Source organism: Amycolatopsis sp. NPDC051372, from assembly GCF_040682095.1.
Lineage (GTDB): Bacteria > Actinomycetota > Actinomycetes > Mycobacteriales > Pseudonocardiaceae > Amycolatopsis.
In genome coordinates, this window is sequence record NZ_JBFBAF010000021.1 from 144703 (window position 1) to 159712 (window position 15010).

The window sequence follows — 15010 nt, forward strand, 5'->3', positions numbered from 1 at the left end:
GTTGTTCGGTGATCGAGTTGCGTGCTGAAGGGGCGGGGCCTGCGGGTCCCGCCCTTTCTCATGCGCCGCGGGTGTAGCGGTGCTTGACGCCGACCGGGAAGTACTCGGGATCGCCGGCCGGCCGCAGGACGATCTCGGGCAGCTGCCGTTCGGCGGGCACGTAGTGGGCGAACTCGCTGTTGAGACGCAGGAGCTGGGCGCGGATCGAGGTGGCGAGCTGCGCGGCGTCGCCGTCGTGGCCGGGCGCCAGCTCCACGGTGATCCGCAGGCGCCGGTCGCGGTCGGCGTCCTCGTAGGTCTCGAGCACGAACTTGCCGGTGACCCAGCCGCTGACTTCCGGCTGTTCGAGGCCGACGGTCACGTTCTCCGGGTAGATGTTGGCGCCGAAGAAGGAGACCGTGAACAGGGAGCGGCCGAAGAGGTAGACGAACGGCAGGTCCGGGCCGTCGGCGGGCGTGAAACCGTTGCGGGAGCAGAACTCCAGCAGGTCGGCATGCGAGAGGACACCGCCTTCGTCGGCGATGTGGTAGCGGATCAAGGGCACGCCGTTGTCGCCGGAGAAGAGCAGGGTCCCGTTGTCGGCCTCGAAGAAGCGGCTGGCGGGGTCGTACTGCACGAGGGTCGGGAGGCGAGATTCGCCGAAGAGCTCGCGGGCGAGTTCCGGTCGTCCCGCGAGGAACCGGCGGATCGACACCGACGTCGGGGTTTCGGTGCCGAGCACGCCGGCGTCGGCGGTGCCGTAGAGGGAAACCATGGCGCTGACGGGATCCACGACTCCTGCGCGCGCAGCGACGAGGTCGCGCCACTCCTCGCTGAACACCTCGCCGGCGAACACCATCTTGATCACGTGGTCGGCCCAGCCGGTGCCGCTGTCGACCACGTCCTTCACGAATGGCGGGTAGCCCAGCAGCACGACCTGCTCGAAGTGCGGCGCCAGCTCCGGCAGCACGCGCAGGATCTCGGCCTTGTTGTTGCCCGGCGCGACGGTGGTGATCGGGAAACCCTTCGCCGCCAGGTGCCGCACGCACGCGGCCGTGAACAGGCCGCCGACCCACGTGCCCAGCGGAAAGCAGACGACGGCGAGCGTGCTGCGGGTGTCGGCTTCGAACGTGCGGAAGACCTGTTCGAAGCGCTCGGCGACGTGGAGCTCGTCGGCCAGGGACCGCGGCCAGATCGTCGGGGTGCCGGACGAACCCGAGGAGACGGCGATCATGTCGCAGGCGTCGAGCCGGCCGTCGCGGCAGAGCTCAGGCAACGGGTACTGGCTCTGGTAGGTGGCCTTCGACGTCAGCGGGAGCTGCCGGAAGTCGTCCTCGCTCCGGACGGTTTCGGGGTCCACGTCGGCGGCCGCGAGGAACTTCCGGTACGCGGGCACGGTGGCCACCACGTCGTGGAAGAAGTCGACGACGTCGAGAGGACGCCGCTCGCCGGCGAAGAACGCCTGGTAGGCCTGGATCACGTCGTCGGGTTGCACGCGCCCATCATGTCCCGGCTCCCGGCGCGGCGGCCACTTTCGTGCCCGGTTTTACTTGACGATGAGGCCGTGGGCGGCGGCGAACCCGATGGCCGTCTCGACGTCGACGTAGGCGCCGCGCAGGTCGGCCTGCACGAGGGCGTTGGCGTCGAGCCGGGTGCCGCGCAGGTCGGCGCCGGAGAGCTTGGCACCGAGGAGGCGGGCGCCGGTGAGGTCGGAGTCGCGCAGGTCGGTGTCGGTGAGGTCGGCCTCGGTGAGGTTGACCTCGCGCATGCGCAGGCCGGACAGGTGCAGCTTGCGCAGCCGGCCGTGGGCGAGAGACGCCAGCGACAGGTCGCACTCCGTGAGCGCGATGCCCAGGAATCGGCAGTCCACAAAGGACGAACCGAGCAGTGAGCACGACGACCACCTGCTGTCGGCGAGCACCGTGCGGTCGAACGTGCAGCTGCGGAAGGCCGAGGCGTCGTGGCGCGAGCCGGCGAGGTCGGTCTTGGTGAAGTCGCAGTTGTCGAACGTGCAGCCGCGCGTGCGCAGGTCACGCAGGTCGGCCTCGGTGAAGTCGCAACCCGTGAACTGACGCTTTTCCCACCACTGCCCGGAAAGCACGGCGTCGCGGTAGTCCTCACCGGTCTCGATCACCCCGACAGGATGTCACACGGCTTCAGCGGGCTTGGCGCATGCCGCGGAACATGGCCCGCGCCGAAGCTCTCGCGGGGAGCTCGTCGGTGGTCGCGGCCGTGTCGAATGACTCGATCATGCGCTCGCAGCTGGTCGACGAGCCGATCCTGCCCCGGCCGGTGCAGTCGCCGCTGCCGGTGTGCCTCGCGGCAGCCCCGCGTCCGTGGTTCGCGCCGGGCGGCTCGGCCTGCCGTTCGCGCTCGGCGTCCTCGGCGGGCAGGCACCGCAGTTCGCCCCGCTGATCGAAGTCCACCTCCGCGCGCTCACCCACTACGGCCACGCCGCGCAACCCATGGCGATCACGCTGCACGGCTTCGTCGCCGACACTTCGCAGGCCGCGGCCGACCTCTAATCGCCGAGCGTGGCATCCCACCCATGACCCGCGCCGAGTTCACCGCGAAGACCACCGTCACCGGCGCCTACGCGGTGGGCTCGCCGGCGGCCGTGGCGGAGAAAATCCTGTACCAGCACGAGCTTTTCGGCCACGACCGGAGATTGCTGCAGCTGGGCATCGGCTCGGTCTCGCACCGGGATTTGCTGCGGGCCATCGAGTTGCTGGGTACAGAGGTGGCGCCGATCGTGCGTGGAGAAGTCGCCCGCCGGGCCCCCGCCGTGGTCACCGGAAGTCACGCGACTTCGCCGTGATCCGCAACGGCAGTGGCTCCAGCCTCTGAGCCCGCACGCTCGCCACGCCGTCCGCCTGCTCGACGACGCCGCGGACCAGCAGGGCGGTGCTGGAGCGCGCGACGCGGTGGAAGCGTTGCCAGAGGCCGAGAGTGCAGACGACGTTGACCATGCCCGTCTCGTCCTCGAGGTTGATGAAGGTGACGCCGCCGGCGGTGGCGGGGCGCTGGCGGTGCGTGACGGCGCCGCCGACGAGGACGCGGGCGCCGTCGGGCTGGTCGAGCAGGCGGGCGGCCGGGACGACGCCGAGGGTGTCGAGGTGGTCGCGCACGAACTCCGTCGGGTAGCTGTCCGGCGAGAGGCCCGTGGCCCACACGTCGGCGGCGGCGAGGTCGAGCTCGTCCATGCCGGGCAACGTCGGGGCGTCGACGCCGGGAGCCGTGCCCGGCAGCTTCTCCGGGCGGTCCTGGGCGACGGCGCCCGCGGACCACAGGGCCTGCCGGCGGTCGCCGCCGAAGCAGCTGAAGGCGCCGGCCGTGGCGAGGGCCTCCAGCTGCGGCGCGGTGAGCCGCACGCGGCGGGCGAGGTCGGACATGCTCGCGAACGGGCCGCCCGACCGTTCGGCGACGATCTTCTCCGCCAGCTCGTCGCCGATCAGCCGCACGGTGCCGAGGCCGCCGCGGACCGCGTGCAGATTTCCCTTGTCCGGCAACGGTTCCAGTGTCGCATGGGGCAGACTGCGGTTGATGTCGGGGCCGAGCACCGTGACACTGTGACGCCGCGCGTCGGCCACCAGCGACTGCGGCGAGTAGAACCCCATCGGCTGCGCGCGCAGCAGCCCCGCGCAGAACGCGTCCGGGTGGTAGTACTTGAAATACGCGCTCGCGAACACCAGGTACGCGAAGCTCAGCGCGTGGCTCTCGGGGAAACCGAAGTTCGCGAACGCCTTGAGCTTCAGGAAGATCTTCTCCGCGAGCTCCGGTTCCAGGCCGTTGGCTGCCGCGCCGTCGAGGAACCGCTGACGCAGCAGCTCCATCTTCCGCTCGGAACGCTTTGACCCCATCGCGTGGCGCAGCTGGTCGGCCTCCGCGGCGGTGAAGTTCGCGACGTCGAGCGCGATCTGCATCAGCTGTTCCTGGAACAGCGGCACGCCTTTGGTCTTGTGCAACGCGTTTTCCAGCAGCGGGTGGTCGTACTCCCACTTCTCGCGCCCCTGCTTGCGCCGGATGTACGGGTGCACGGAGCCGCCCTGGATCGGACCGGGGCGGATGAGCGCGACCTCCACGGCCAGGTCGTAGAACTCCTCCGGCCGCAGCCGCGGCAGCGTGGCCAGCTGTGCGCGACTCTCCACCTGGAACACGCCGATCGCGTCGGCGCGGCAGAGCATCCGGTAGATGTTCTGGTCCTTCAGATCCAGGTCAGCCAGGTCGATCTTCTCGCCCTTGTACTCCTCGACGAGGTCGAGCATGTAGTGCAGCGCGGACAACATGCCCAGGCCCAGCAGGTCGAACTTCACCAGCCCGGCCGCGGCGCAGTCCTCCTTCTCCCACTGCACCACGCTGCGGTTCTCCATCCGCGCCCACTCGACCGGGCAGACCTGGCTCACCGGCTCCTGGCAGATCACCATGCCGCCGGAGTGGATCCCGAGGTGGCGCGGAAAGTCCTCGAGGGCGAACGCGAGCTGCACGACGTCGTCCGGGATGTCGTGGTCGTGGTCCTTTTCGGTGCTGCGCAACGCTCCCCAGCGGTCGATCTGCTTGCTCCACGCGTCCTGCTGGCCGGGTGAGTAGCCGAGCGCGCGGGCGGCGTCGCGGATCGCGGAGCGGGCGCGGTAGGTGATCACGTTGGCGACCTGCGCGGTGTTGAGGCGGCCGTGTTTGGCGAAGACGTACTGGATGGCCTCTTCGCGACGGTCGGACTCGATGTCGAGGTCGATGTCGGGGTAACCGTCGCGGTCGGGGGCGAGGAAGCGTTCGAAGAGCAGCTTGTACTTCACCGGGTCGACCTTGGTGATGCCCAGCGCGTAGCAGACGGCGGAGTTCGCGGCCGAGCCCCGGCCCTGGCAGAGGATGGTGCTGTCGCGGCAGAACCGGACGATGTCCCAGACGATCAGGAAGTAGCCGGGGAAGCCGAGGTCTTCGATGATCTTCAGCTCGTGCTCGATCTGGGCGTACGCGGCGGCTTCATCCTCCTTGCCGAGGTAACGCGCTTCGGCGCCTTTCATCGTGAGGTGGCGCAGGTACGTCGTCTCGGTGTGGCCCTCCGGCACGTCGAACGGTGGCAGCTCGGGCGCGAGGAGCTCCAGCTTGAACGAGCATTCGACGCCGAGCAGCGCCGAGCGTTGGACCGCGCCGGGGTACCGCCGGAAACGCTCGGCCATTTCGGTGCCGGAGCGCAGGAAAGCGGCGCCGTCGCTGGGCAGCCAGCCTTCGAGGTCGTCGATGCCGCGGCGCGCGCGGATCGCGGCGACGGCGTCGGCGAGGCGGCCGCGTTCGGGACGGGCGTAGTGCGCGGCGGTGGTGGCGACGGTGGGCAGGCCGAAGTCGTTCGCCAGCTCGGCGAGAAGATCGTTGTGGGTGCTGTCGAGGGGCTGGCCGTGGTCGAAGAGCTCGACGTAGACGTTGTCGCGGCCGAAGAGCTCGACGAGTTTTCTCAGCTGGGTGGCCGCGGCGGCCGGGCCGTCGCCCAGCAGTGCTTGCCGGACGGAGCCTTTGCGGCAGCCGGTGAGCACGGCGCACTGGCCGGTGACCTCTTCGGCGACGGCGCGCAGGTCGTAGACGGGACGGCCTTTTTCGGCTCGTTCGCCGACGACGCCGTCGTAGCCGCGCAGCTGGCCGGCGGTGATGGCGCGGCACAGGCTGCGGTAGCCGTCGTCGCCGCGCGCGAGCAGGAGCAGGTGCTCGCCTTCGGGGTCGGCGACACCGTTCTGCGGGGCGGAGAGGCCGAAGCTCAGCTCGGTGCCGAACACCGTGGCAACGCCCAGCTCCTTCGCGGCTTCGGCGAAACGGACGACGCCGTACATGCCGTCGTGGTCGGTGAGCGCGATGGCGTCGAGGCCGAGCCGCGCGGCCTCCTCCACGAGCTCCTCGGGGTGACTGGCGCCGTCGAGGAAGCTGAAGTTGGAGTGGCAGTGCAGCTCGGCGTACGGCACGCGCGGACCGGACTCGACCTCGCTGCGCGGCGGCGGCACGTCGGCGGGGCGGCGGTAGACATCGCGTTTACGGCCCCACGCCGGGCTGTCGCCGTGGTCGCCGGGCGGCACGTCGCCGTCGCCGGACAGGGCCCGCGCGAGGTCCTGCCAGGGGACGGGCGGGTTGTTCCAGCCCATCTAGTCGTTTTCGGGGGAATTGCGGGGCCCCGGGATGAGCGGGGGTTCCCGGCGCACGGAGGCGGTTTCGGTCTCGTCGTCCATCAGTCGTAGATTCCTTCCACTGTCCACACAGGATTTTCGGTGCCGGAGCACAGGACCAGCACGGCTTCGTCGGCGTCGTCTCCTCCGGCGGCGGCCAGGAGCAGCTGCAGGCGGGCCTGTTGCGGCGTGGCCACGCGACGGCTGGCCGCGACGGGCCACGGGCCGGCCCAGTCGAGGACCATCCGCGGAGGGGCGCCCGCGACGCTCAGCCGGCACGGCGGTGCCGTGAGCTGCTTGCGGCTGGTGATGCCGACGGGCACGCCCTGCTCGTCGACGACCTTGACCGGTACGGGTTGTTCGAGCACCGTCGCGGGTGACGGTGCGGGCAGGCGGCCCGGCCACGTGGCGTCCGGCGGCGAGACGGGCTCGCGCGGGTCGCCCCACGGGATGAGGCGGACGCGGCCGGCGGGGTCGCGGCCGCCGTCGAGAATCGGGGTGACGACGCCTTCGGGGCCGAGCAGGCCCTGCACGCGGACGAAGGCGCGGGCGGCGCGTTCGGTGGTGAGCTCGTCGTCCTCACTGCGGTTGCCACCGTGCCAGAGGCCGAGCTGCAGGGACTTGCCCTCGACGGTTTCCTCCGGCTCCAGCCGCAGCCGCGCGACGCCCGAGGTGGGCCGGTTGCCCTTCAGCCAGCCCTCGAACTGCCACCGCACGCGGTCGGCGGCCCCTTGGGGCGTCAGGGGTTCCGCGCAACGCCAGACGCGGCCGAGCTGCTCGCCGTCCTCGGTGGTGGCGTAGATGCCGAGGCGCGTGCACGCCAGGCCGCGATCGGCCAGCGCCGCGTGGAACCGCGCGCCGAGGTTCTTGGCGAGGAACGCCGCGACGTCGATGCGCTCCAGCACCGGGTCGAACTCCTCGGTGAGGGTGAGGTCGGCCGGCGGTTTGCGGCGCAGCGGAGGGCGCTCCGACAGCCCGCGCGCCAGCCGGTGGGCGAGCACGCCGTCGAGGGCGAAGCGGGACATCACATCGCGTTCGGTCAGCTCCGCGAACGCCCCGAGTGTCTTGAGGCCCAGGCGTGTGAGCAGGTCGACGAGCTCCTTGCGCTCGACGTCGGGCTGGTCGAGCTCGGTGATGCGCAGGGGTGCGAGGAACTGTCTCGTTTCCCCGGGCGGCACGAACTCACCGTGCCGGGCCGCGATCGTGGCCCCGAACAGCCCCTCCGCCACCCCGACCTGGCACTCGACGCCCGCCACCGCGGCCACCTGGTCCAGCAACTTCTCCGCGAGCGGGTGCTCGCCGCCGAAGTAGCCCGCCGCGCCCGCCACCGGCACCGCGATCAGCCCCGGCCGCACCACCTCCAGCCCGACGACCAGCTCCTCCACGGCGCGCGCGACGTTCTCGAACAGCCGCGCGTCCCGCCCGTCGTCCACGCCGAACACGCCCAGCTCGGGACACTTCGACTCCGCCTCCCGCCGCCGCATCCCCCTCCGCACGCCGTTCTTGCGCGCCACCGCGGTACACGCCACGACACGGTTGGCGAGGAACACCGCGGCCGGCTTGGTGAGCGGCGCGCCGGCCGCGGCCACCGCCGCGACGGCGGGCCAGTCGGGGCACCAGAGGACGAGCATCCGGGCGGGGAGGGTGGTGGTTCTGGGGGTTTCTTCGGTGATGGTCATCCGGCCACCTCGGAGTGTCTGATGTGGACGGATGTCACGCGAGTTCCGCGGCTCGGCTCGGCGACCGGCGCCGATCCACTTCCGGCGACGGACCACGATCCGGATCCGGCGGTTGCCGAAAAGGACAGGACGTGCGACCCGGGCGCACGCCGGCGCAAAGCCGACCCACGCGGCACTACGGCGAGTGCGAAACCCGCGCAGGCGGCGCCACGGCCCCTGTCAACCTTCGCACGACCATCCCGCGCGAAGTCCGGAGCGAAACGACGTGAATCGCGTAGTCGCTGTCCCAGCGATCCACGTGGCGAAACACAGACGGCGGTCATCCCACGGCCTCCTCGTCAAGCCGCTGCAGCGGAAGACCCACCGGAACCACGAGCGGCTCCACCGGAAGCGCACGACCCTCGGGGCCGGGCAAGGCGACGGAAACCGATCGGGGCCGAGCAGCGGAACCCCGCCCGCGAGCGTGGACCTCGGCGGGCCGGGATCGCAGGAACCCCGCCCCAGAGCCGAGAAACCCCGCCCACTCGCCCGGGACGCAGTGGAGTTCCACGTCGGCCGCGGGCCAGGGGCCGAGGGTGAGCAGGACGGTGCCGCGGTGGCGAGCGCGGGCGGAGAGGCGCCGGGCGACCGCGGGGCGGACGGAGCGGGGCTCGGTGACCACCAGGTCGACGCCGTCGAGGAGGGCGGCGACCACGGACGGGTACTCGGCGCCCGGGCGGGGCACGAGGGCGAGGCGCGACACCTCGACGCCGTGCTCCGCCGCCGCGGCGATGCCCAGGGAGGGCACGCCGACCACCGCCGCCCACGACCCGGCGGCGGTGGCCTCTGCGAGCAGGGCGAGGAGCAGCGACGGGGAGCGGTGGACCGCCACGGTGCTCCCGCGCCGGAGCCCCGCGTCGGGCAGCAGGCCGGCCAACGCCGGGGACACCGGGAGCACCCTTCCCGTCGTCCTGGCGTGCTCCGCCTGCTCCGCGACCCGGCTCGCCGTGCTCACGCCGGGCAGCGCAGCGAGCCGAGCCACCGGCTCCACCACTGCCGTCACCGCACACCCCTCCCCTCCACGCACAAGCCGGCGCCCACCCTCACCGCAGGCCCAGGCCAGGGCCCCACAGGACGAGCACCGACGCACCGCGGGGAAGGCGGCCCTCGACACCCTTCATCGAACACCTGTTCGATGTCTCAAGTACACCGGGATCCGGCAGCCGTGTCAAGCCGGGTCTGATGTCGAATTCCTGCCAGCCTCGCCCACGCGACGACCGCATCCTCGAAGGGAGATCACCGCGAAGGAGACCCCCGAGTGCTACGCCCGTTCCGCAGCGAAACCACCGAAGAACAGCTCACCGACCTGAAAGACCGCCTGGCCCGAACCCGCTTCGCACCCACGTTGTCCGGGCGCGACTGGACCCACGGCACACCGCCGGGTTACCTGGCCGAGCTCATCGACTACTGGCGTACCGAATTCGACTGGCCCGCGGCCGAAAACCGGCTCAACGCGCTGCCCCTGTTCCTCGCCGACGTCGGCGGCACCACGTTGCACTTCGTCCACACCAAGGAACTGGGCCCCGGCCGGTCCCGCTGCTGTTCTCGCACGGCTGGCCGGGCTCGTTCTTCGAAGTCACGAAGATCATCGGCCCGCTCACCGACCCCGCGGCACACGGCGGCGACCCGGCCGACGCGTTCGACGTCATCGCCCCGAGCCTGCCCGGCTTCGGGTTCCCCGCACCCCGGCACACCCGGGATGAACCCGACGGCCATCGCGAACCCGTTCGACCGGCTCATGACCGACGTCCTCGGCTACTCGCGCTACGCCGCGCAGGGCGGCGACTTCGGCGCGCAGATCACTAGCCGCCTCGGGCGCGACCACGGCGACCACCTGATCGGTATCCACCTCGACCTGATGGGCGCCACGCCGGCGCTCGACGGCACCCCGCTCGCCTCCGCCGAAGAAGCCTTCCTCGCCCAGGCCGAACACTTCTTCACCGCCGAAGGCGCATACGCCCAGCTCCAGGGCACCAAGCCGGCCACCCTCGCCGCAGCGCTGTCGGACTCCCCCGCCGGGCTGGCCGCGTGGATCGTCGAGAAGTTCCGCGAGTGGAGCGACTGCGGCGGCGACGTCGAGTCCGTGTCAGCAAGGACGAACTCCTCACCGACATCACCCTCTACTGGCTGACCGGCACCATCACCACCTCCGCCCGCCTGTACTACGAAACCATGCACACCGAAGGCATGCTGGGCCGCAACACCCCCGGTCACGTCGCCACGCCCACCGGCTTCGCCTCCTTCGCCAGGGGACAACTTCACCCCGCCCGAGGAGTGGGTCCGGCGTGCGTACAACTTGACACGATTCACCCGATTCGACGACGGTGGTCACTTCGCAGCTCTGGAGCGACCGGACGAGCTGGTCACCGAGATCCGCGAGTTCTTCCGCCCGTTGCGCACGCAACCGTCCTAAGTAGAACAACAGAACCCGAAGCGCGACAACCACAACACGCTCGGTGTCCGCGATACACTGGGCCGAACGGGGCCACCGGTCCGTACCACGTCCGAGCGAAGCTGGTGGAGACAAGCATGAAACACCTCGCCCTGCGGCCGTTCGCCGAGGAAGATCTGCCGGTGCTCGATCGGTTCGCCGTGGAGCCCGAGGTGCTGGGCGCGTTCCAGTGGGCCGGGTTCGGCAGCACGCAGGAGCGCCGGCGGCGGTTCGCCGAGGACGGGTTCGTGGGGGACGCGTCGACGGCCCTCGCGGTGAGCGTGGACGGGGTGGTGGCCGGGATGGCGAGCTGGGAGGCCGCCGATCGAGGTGGGCCGGCGGGTGGCTGTTTCGAGATCGGGGTGACGCTGCTGCCCGACCACCGCGGCCACGGCCTCGGCACGAAGGCCCATCGCCTGCTGGTCGAGCACCTGTTCCGCTTCACGCGCGCCCACCGGCTCGAGGCGTTCACCGACAGCGAGAACCTCGCCGAGCAGCGCGTGCTGGAGAAGGCGGGCTTCCACCGCGAGGGCCTGATGTGCCAGGTGACCTGGCGAGACGGCGCTTACCGTGACGAAGTCGTATACGCGCGCCTTCGCGAATAAAAAGAAGGCCGGCCCTCGAAAGAGAGCCGGCCCCCAAGAAAACCTCAGTGTGCGAAGTGGCGCGTCCCCGTCAGGTACAGGGTGACGCCCGCCTTCTCGGCCGCCGCGATCACCTCGGCGTCGCGGATGGAGCCGCCGGGCTGCACGACGGCGCGCACGCCGGCCTCGAGCAGGACCTCGAGCCCGTCCGGGAACGGGAAGAACGCGTCGGACGCTCCGACGGAACCTTTCGCCCGGTCGCCCGCGCGCGCGACCGCGAGCCGCGACGAGTCGACGCGGTTGACCTGGCCCATGCCGACGCCGACGGTCGCGCCGTCGTGGGCCAGCAGGATCGCGTTGGACTTCACCGCACGCAACGCGCGCCACGCGAAGGCGAGGTCGGCCAGGGTCGCCGAGTCGGCCGGCGTGCCCGTGGCGAGCTGCCAGTTGGCGGGGTCGTCGCCGGGCGCGTCGATCGCGTCGACGGTCTGCACCAGCACGCCGCCGGAGATCGGGCGCAGCTCGACGGGCGCCGGGTTCTCGATCACGGGCAGCTTCAGCAGCCGCACGTTCTTCTTGCGCTGCAGGATCTCCAGCGCCTCCGGCTCGAAGTCCGGGGCCAGCACGACCTCGGTGAACACCTCGGCGATCTGCTCCGCCGCGTCGACGGTCACCGGCCGGTTCGTGGCGATCACGCCGCCGTAGGCCGAAACCGGGTCGCACGCGTGGGCCTTGCGGTGCGCCTCGGCGATGTCCACGCCCACCGCGATGCCGCACGGGTTGGCGTGCTTGATGATCGCGACGGCGGGGTCGGCGAAGTCGAACGCGGCGCGGCGAGCGGCGTCGGTGTCGACGTAGTTGTTGTACGACATGGCCTTGCCGTGCAGCTGCTCCGCGTGCGCGAGGCCCGGCTGCGCACTCTGGTACAGCGCGGCCTTCTGGTGCGGGTTCTCGCCGTAGCGCAGCACGTCGGCGCGATCCCAGGTGGCGCCCAGGAAGTCGGGGAAACCGGAGTCGTCCGCCGGCGCGTACACATTGGCGAACCACGAAGCGACAGCCGTGTCGTACGCCGCCGTGTGCGCGTACGCCTGCGCCGCGAGCCGCTTGCGGTCGACGAGCTCGAAGCCGCCCGCCGCGACCTGCTCCAGCACCCACGCGTAACGCGACGGGTCCACGACCACCGCGACGCTGCCGTGGTTCTTCGCGGCCGCGCGCACCATCGCCGGGCCGCCGATGTCGATGTTCTCCACGCAGTCTTCGGGGCTCGCGCCCGACGCCACCGTCTGCGTGAACGGGTACAGGTTCACCACGAGCAGGTCGAACGCCGCGATCTCGAGCTTCCGCAGCTGCTCGACGTGGTCGGGGTTGTCCTGGTCGGCCAGCAGCCCCGCGTGGACGCGCGGGTGCAGCGTCTTCACACGGCCGTCGAGCGACTCGGGGAACCCGGTCACCTGCTCCACCGGCGTGACGGGCACCCCGGCGTTCGCGATCACCTTCGCGGTACCGCCGGTCGACACGATCTCCACACCCGCGGCGTGCAGACCGGTCGCGAGCTCGAGCAGGCCGGCCTTGTCCGAGACGCCGATCAGCGCGCGCCGGACCGGGCGTCGTCCCTCTGGAGTGCTCACGAAAACCTCACCTTTCGTCCGTCCACGGTGCAGCCACCACGGCCGAGTCGCTCGATCGTTTCAACCAGCAGCCTGCGTTCCACGGCCTTGATCCGCTCGTGCAGGACGTCTTCGGTGTCGTCGGCCTCCACGACCACCGCCTCCTGGGCGATGACGGGGCCGGTGTCCACGCCCGCGTCGACGAAGTGCACGGTCGACCCGGTCACCTTCACGCCGGCCGCCAGCGCGTCGGCGACCGCGTGCATCCCCGGGAACGACGGCAGCAACGCCGGGTGCGTGTTGATCACCCGGTTCGCGAAGCGCGACAGGAACTGCGCGCCGAGGATCTTCATGAACCCCGCCGACACCACCAGATCGGGCTCGTACGCGGCCACGGCGTCGGTGAGCGCCTTGTCCCACGCGTCGCGGTCGGGGTGGTCGGCGACGCGGACGGTGAACGACGGCACGCTCACGCGCTCGGCCCGCGCCAGCGCCTCGATGCCCGTGCGGTCGGCGCCCACGGCCACGACCCGCGCCGGAAAGGCGGGGCGGGCAACGGCGTCGAGCACCGCCTGCAGCAGCGTGCCCGAACCGGACGCGAGCACGACGATCTTCACCGGGGTCGGCAGGTCCAAGCGGCTGGCCAGAACGGGCTCCTTGCACGGCGGCGGCGCACCTCGGGCGCACCGCGCTTCACCAGGTCACCCCAACCCTAACGGTCGCGCTCGCGGCCCTCGTCCTCACCGGAGCCGTCGGTGGACTCGGTCACAGCTCCGGGCCCGTCGGAAGCCCGGTCCGGGCCGGCTTCCGGCTGGTCGAGCGCGACGTCTTCGGGCAGCTCGAGGCCCAGTTCGGCCTCGGCTTCGGCGTCGTACTCGTCGTAGTCGGGCTCGGGCTGCCGGGGCCGGGGAGCGGTTCCGGGCTCCGGCTCCGGCTCGGTGAACTCGGCCTCGAACTCGTCGGTGTCGAACTCTTCGGTGTCGACGTCGGCCAGCGCCTCTTCGGGATCGAGCTCGGGATCGACCTCGTCGACGTCTTCCTCGCCCGGCTCGTCCGTGTCTTCTTCGGACTCGCCCGGCTCGTCCGTGTCTTCTTCGGACTCGTCGGACTCGTCGGAAGCTTCGGCCAGGTCTTCGTCAGCCAGGTCCTCTTCGCCGACGAACTCGCCGGCGTCCTCGACCTCCAGCGTGTCCGGCGGCGCGGCCGGCGCGTGCTCACCGGCGAAGAACGCCACGAACCCACCCGGGATCACGATCCAGCAGAACGCCACGATCGACGCCACCCCGACCGGCACGCTCACCGGGTCGAACGGGCCGTCGGCGAGACGTCCGCCCGCGAGCGTCCCCAGCACCACGCAGCCGAACCCGACCACGGCACCCGCGACGGCGACGATCCGGATCCGGCCGGCAGGGTCGTCGTCCGCGTGGCGCACCGACCAGCCGACCAGCGCGCCGACGGCCGCCGGCAGCACCAGCAGCACGGGCCACCACGCGGCGGTGTGCTCGGGGATTCCGCCGAGCAGCGGCACCGCGGGCACGGAGCCACCGCGGTAGCTGACGAGGCTGACGTCGAGCGACCCGACCGTGAAACCGGGTCCGCTGACGAACGACAGCGCCGCCACCACGGCGTTGGGCAGGTACGCCACCGAAAGCAGGAACAGCCCGAAGCTGTTGCCGAACGAAGGCTCGAACAGATCGTCCACAGTGGACACTGACGCCACCGTGGCGACGGTGAACACGATCGCGCCCACGGCCAGCAGCGCCGCGAGCCCCAGCGCGCCCGCGCGCAGGCCGCGCACGGCCGACGGGTCGAGTCGCTCGGCCACCGCCGCGGGCAGGCCGCAGCGGCGCACCGCACCGCCCGTGGCCGCCAGCACGGCGAACACGCCGGGCACCACGAACGCCAGCAACGGGTTCACCCGCACCGGCGCGCTGAGCGAGAGCAGGCCGATCAGGAGGCCGAACAACGCGTGCGCGGCGCCGATCACGGAGATCAGGGGAACGGCCTGCCGCAGCGTCGTGCAGCCGAGCCGCAGCGCGGCGCCGGACGCGGTGCGCGCCACGAGCAGCACGGCGCCGATCGTCGGCAGCAGCGGCAGCACGCCCAGCGGGTGGCCGCCGATGCCGAGCTGCACCTGGAACCCCGCGAGCCAGCCCGGGCCGGCCGAGAGCAGCACGCCGACGGCGGAGAACGCGGTGCGTTCGGCGGTCAGCGCGACGAGCGCGACCAGCGTCGCGACCACGGCGTACTCCGTGATCAGCGGGCCGAAGGCGGCGGTGAGCAACACCCGCACCCGGGTGGCCGGAGCGACCTCGGCGTCGAGTTCGACGGTGTCGCCCACCGGCTCGCCGCCCGGCGGGCGTTGAGAACTGGTGAGCTGCTGCATGCTTCGCACCTTGACACCCGTGCTGGACCGTTCGGGTGAGGCACGCCGCCCACCCCGGGCGTGGCGAAGCTAACCCACCCGGTCGGGGGCACCCGAACACAAGAAACACCCGCTGTGACACGGAGAGTCACAGCGGGTGTTTTCACGAGGTGACAAGCG

Annotated in this window: 12 protein-coding genes and 1 pseudogene; 5 read left to right on the top strand and 8 right to left on the bottom strand. The window is 71.4% G+C overall.

Annotation, left to right across the window (positions count from 1 at the left end; genetic code table 11):
* Positions 1–58 precede the first annotated feature (58 nt).
* Positions 59–1474 carry a phenylacetate--CoA ligase family protein gene (locus AB0M56_RS29725; RefSeq protein ID WP_364181771.1) on the bottom strand — a complete coding sequence of 472 codons (1416 nt, stop codon included), beginning with the start codon at positions 1472–1474 and terminating at the stop codon, positions 59–61.
* Between the two features lie 51 nt (positions 1475–1525).
* Entirely contained in the window at positions 1526–2113 is a 588-nt protein-coding gene (locus AB0M56_RS29730; protein ID WP_364181774.1) for a pentapeptide repeat-containing protein, read from the bottom strand.
* Between the two features lie 178 nt (positions 2114–2291).
* Between AB0M56_RS29730 and AB0M56_RS29735 the strand changes: the two genes are divergently transcribed.
* Both AB0M56_RS29735 and AB0M56_RS29740 read left to right on the top strand, forming a co-directional pair.
* Entirely contained in the window at positions 2292–2504 is a 213-nt protein-coding gene (locus AB0M56_RS29735) for a hypothetical protein (protein ID WP_364181776.1), read from the top strand.
* Between the two features lie 23 nt (positions 2505–2527).
* Positions 2528–2797, top strand: a complete 270-nt coding sequence (locus AB0M56_RS29740) for a hypothetical protein (protein WP_364181779.1) — start codon at positions 2528–2530, stop codon at positions 2795–2797.
* On the opposite strand, the gene AB0M56_RS29745 is transcribed toward AB0M56_RS29740, so the two are convergent.
* The 3 genes from AB0M56_RS29745 to AB0M56_RS29755 form a co-directional block, all read right to left on the bottom strand.
* On the bottom strand, positions 2769–6104 hold the full coding sequence (locus AB0M56_RS29745) for an error-prone DNA polymerase (protein WP_364181782.1): 3336 nt from the start codon (positions 6102–6104) through the stop codon (positions 2769–2771). The two genes, AB0M56_RS29740 and AB0M56_RS29745, sit on opposite strands and share 29 nt — an antisense overlap.
* 83 nt (positions 6105–6187) lie before the next feature.
* Complete coding sequence (locus tag AB0M56_RS29750; protein ID WP_364181861.1) at positions 6188–7756, bottom strand: DNA polymerase Y family protein; 1569 nt, start codon at positions 7754–7756, stop codon at positions 6188–6190.
* Positions 7757–8123: 367 nt separating this feature from the next.
* A complete protein-coding gene (locus tag AB0M56_RS29755; RefSeq protein ID WP_364181784.1) occupies positions 8124–8846 on the bottom strand; it encodes a hypothetical protein in 723 nt (240 codons plus the stop codon).
* A 255-nt stretch (positions 8847–9101) separates the two neighbouring features.
* Here AB0M56_RS29755 and AB0M56_RS29760 point away from each other — a divergent pair.
* From AB0M56_RS29760 to AB0M56_RS29770, 3 genes and pseudogenes are all read left to right on the top strand, one after another.
* A pseudogene (locus tag AB0M56_RS29760) lies at positions 9102–9649 on the top strand (epoxide hydrolase N-terminal domain-containing protein).
* Entirely contained in the window at positions 9582–9974 is a 393-nt protein-coding gene (locus AB0M56_RS29765) for a hypothetical protein (protein ID WP_364181787.1), read from the top strand. Before AB0M56_RS29760 ends, AB0M56_RS29765 begins: the two are co-directional and overlap by 68 nt.
* A gap of 398 nt (positions 9975–10372) precedes the next feature.
* Positions 10373–10879 (top strand): GNAT family protein, encoded by a 507-nt coding sequence (locus AB0M56_RS29770; protein WP_364181790.1) that lies wholly within the window; start codon positions 10373–10375, stop codon positions 10877–10879.
* 44 nt (positions 10880–10923) lie between these two features.
* On the opposite strand, the gene purH is transcribed toward AB0M56_RS29770, so the two are convergent.
* The 3 genes from purH to AB0M56_RS29785 form a co-directional block, all read right to left on the bottom strand.
* A complete protein-coding gene (purH, locus tag AB0M56_RS29775) occupies positions 10924–12486 on the bottom strand; it encodes a bifunctional phosphoribosylaminoimidazolecarboxamide formyltransferase/IMP cyclohydrolase (RefSeq protein WP_364181792.1) in 1563 nt (520 codons plus the stop codon).
* On the bottom strand, positions 12483–13100 hold the full coding sequence (purN, locus tag AB0M56_RS29780) for a phosphoribosylglycinamide formyltransferase (protein WP_220246183.1): 618 nt from the start codon (positions 13098–13100) through the stop codon (positions 12483–12485). Before purN ends, purH begins: the two co-directional genes overlap by 4 nt.
* Before the next feature lie 77 nt (positions 13101–13177).
* A complete protein-coding gene (locus AB0M56_RS29785; protein WP_364181795.1) occupies positions 13178–14851 on the bottom strand; it encodes a DUF6350 family protein in 1674 nt (557 codons plus the stop codon).
* Positions 14852–15010 lie beyond the last annotated feature (159 nt).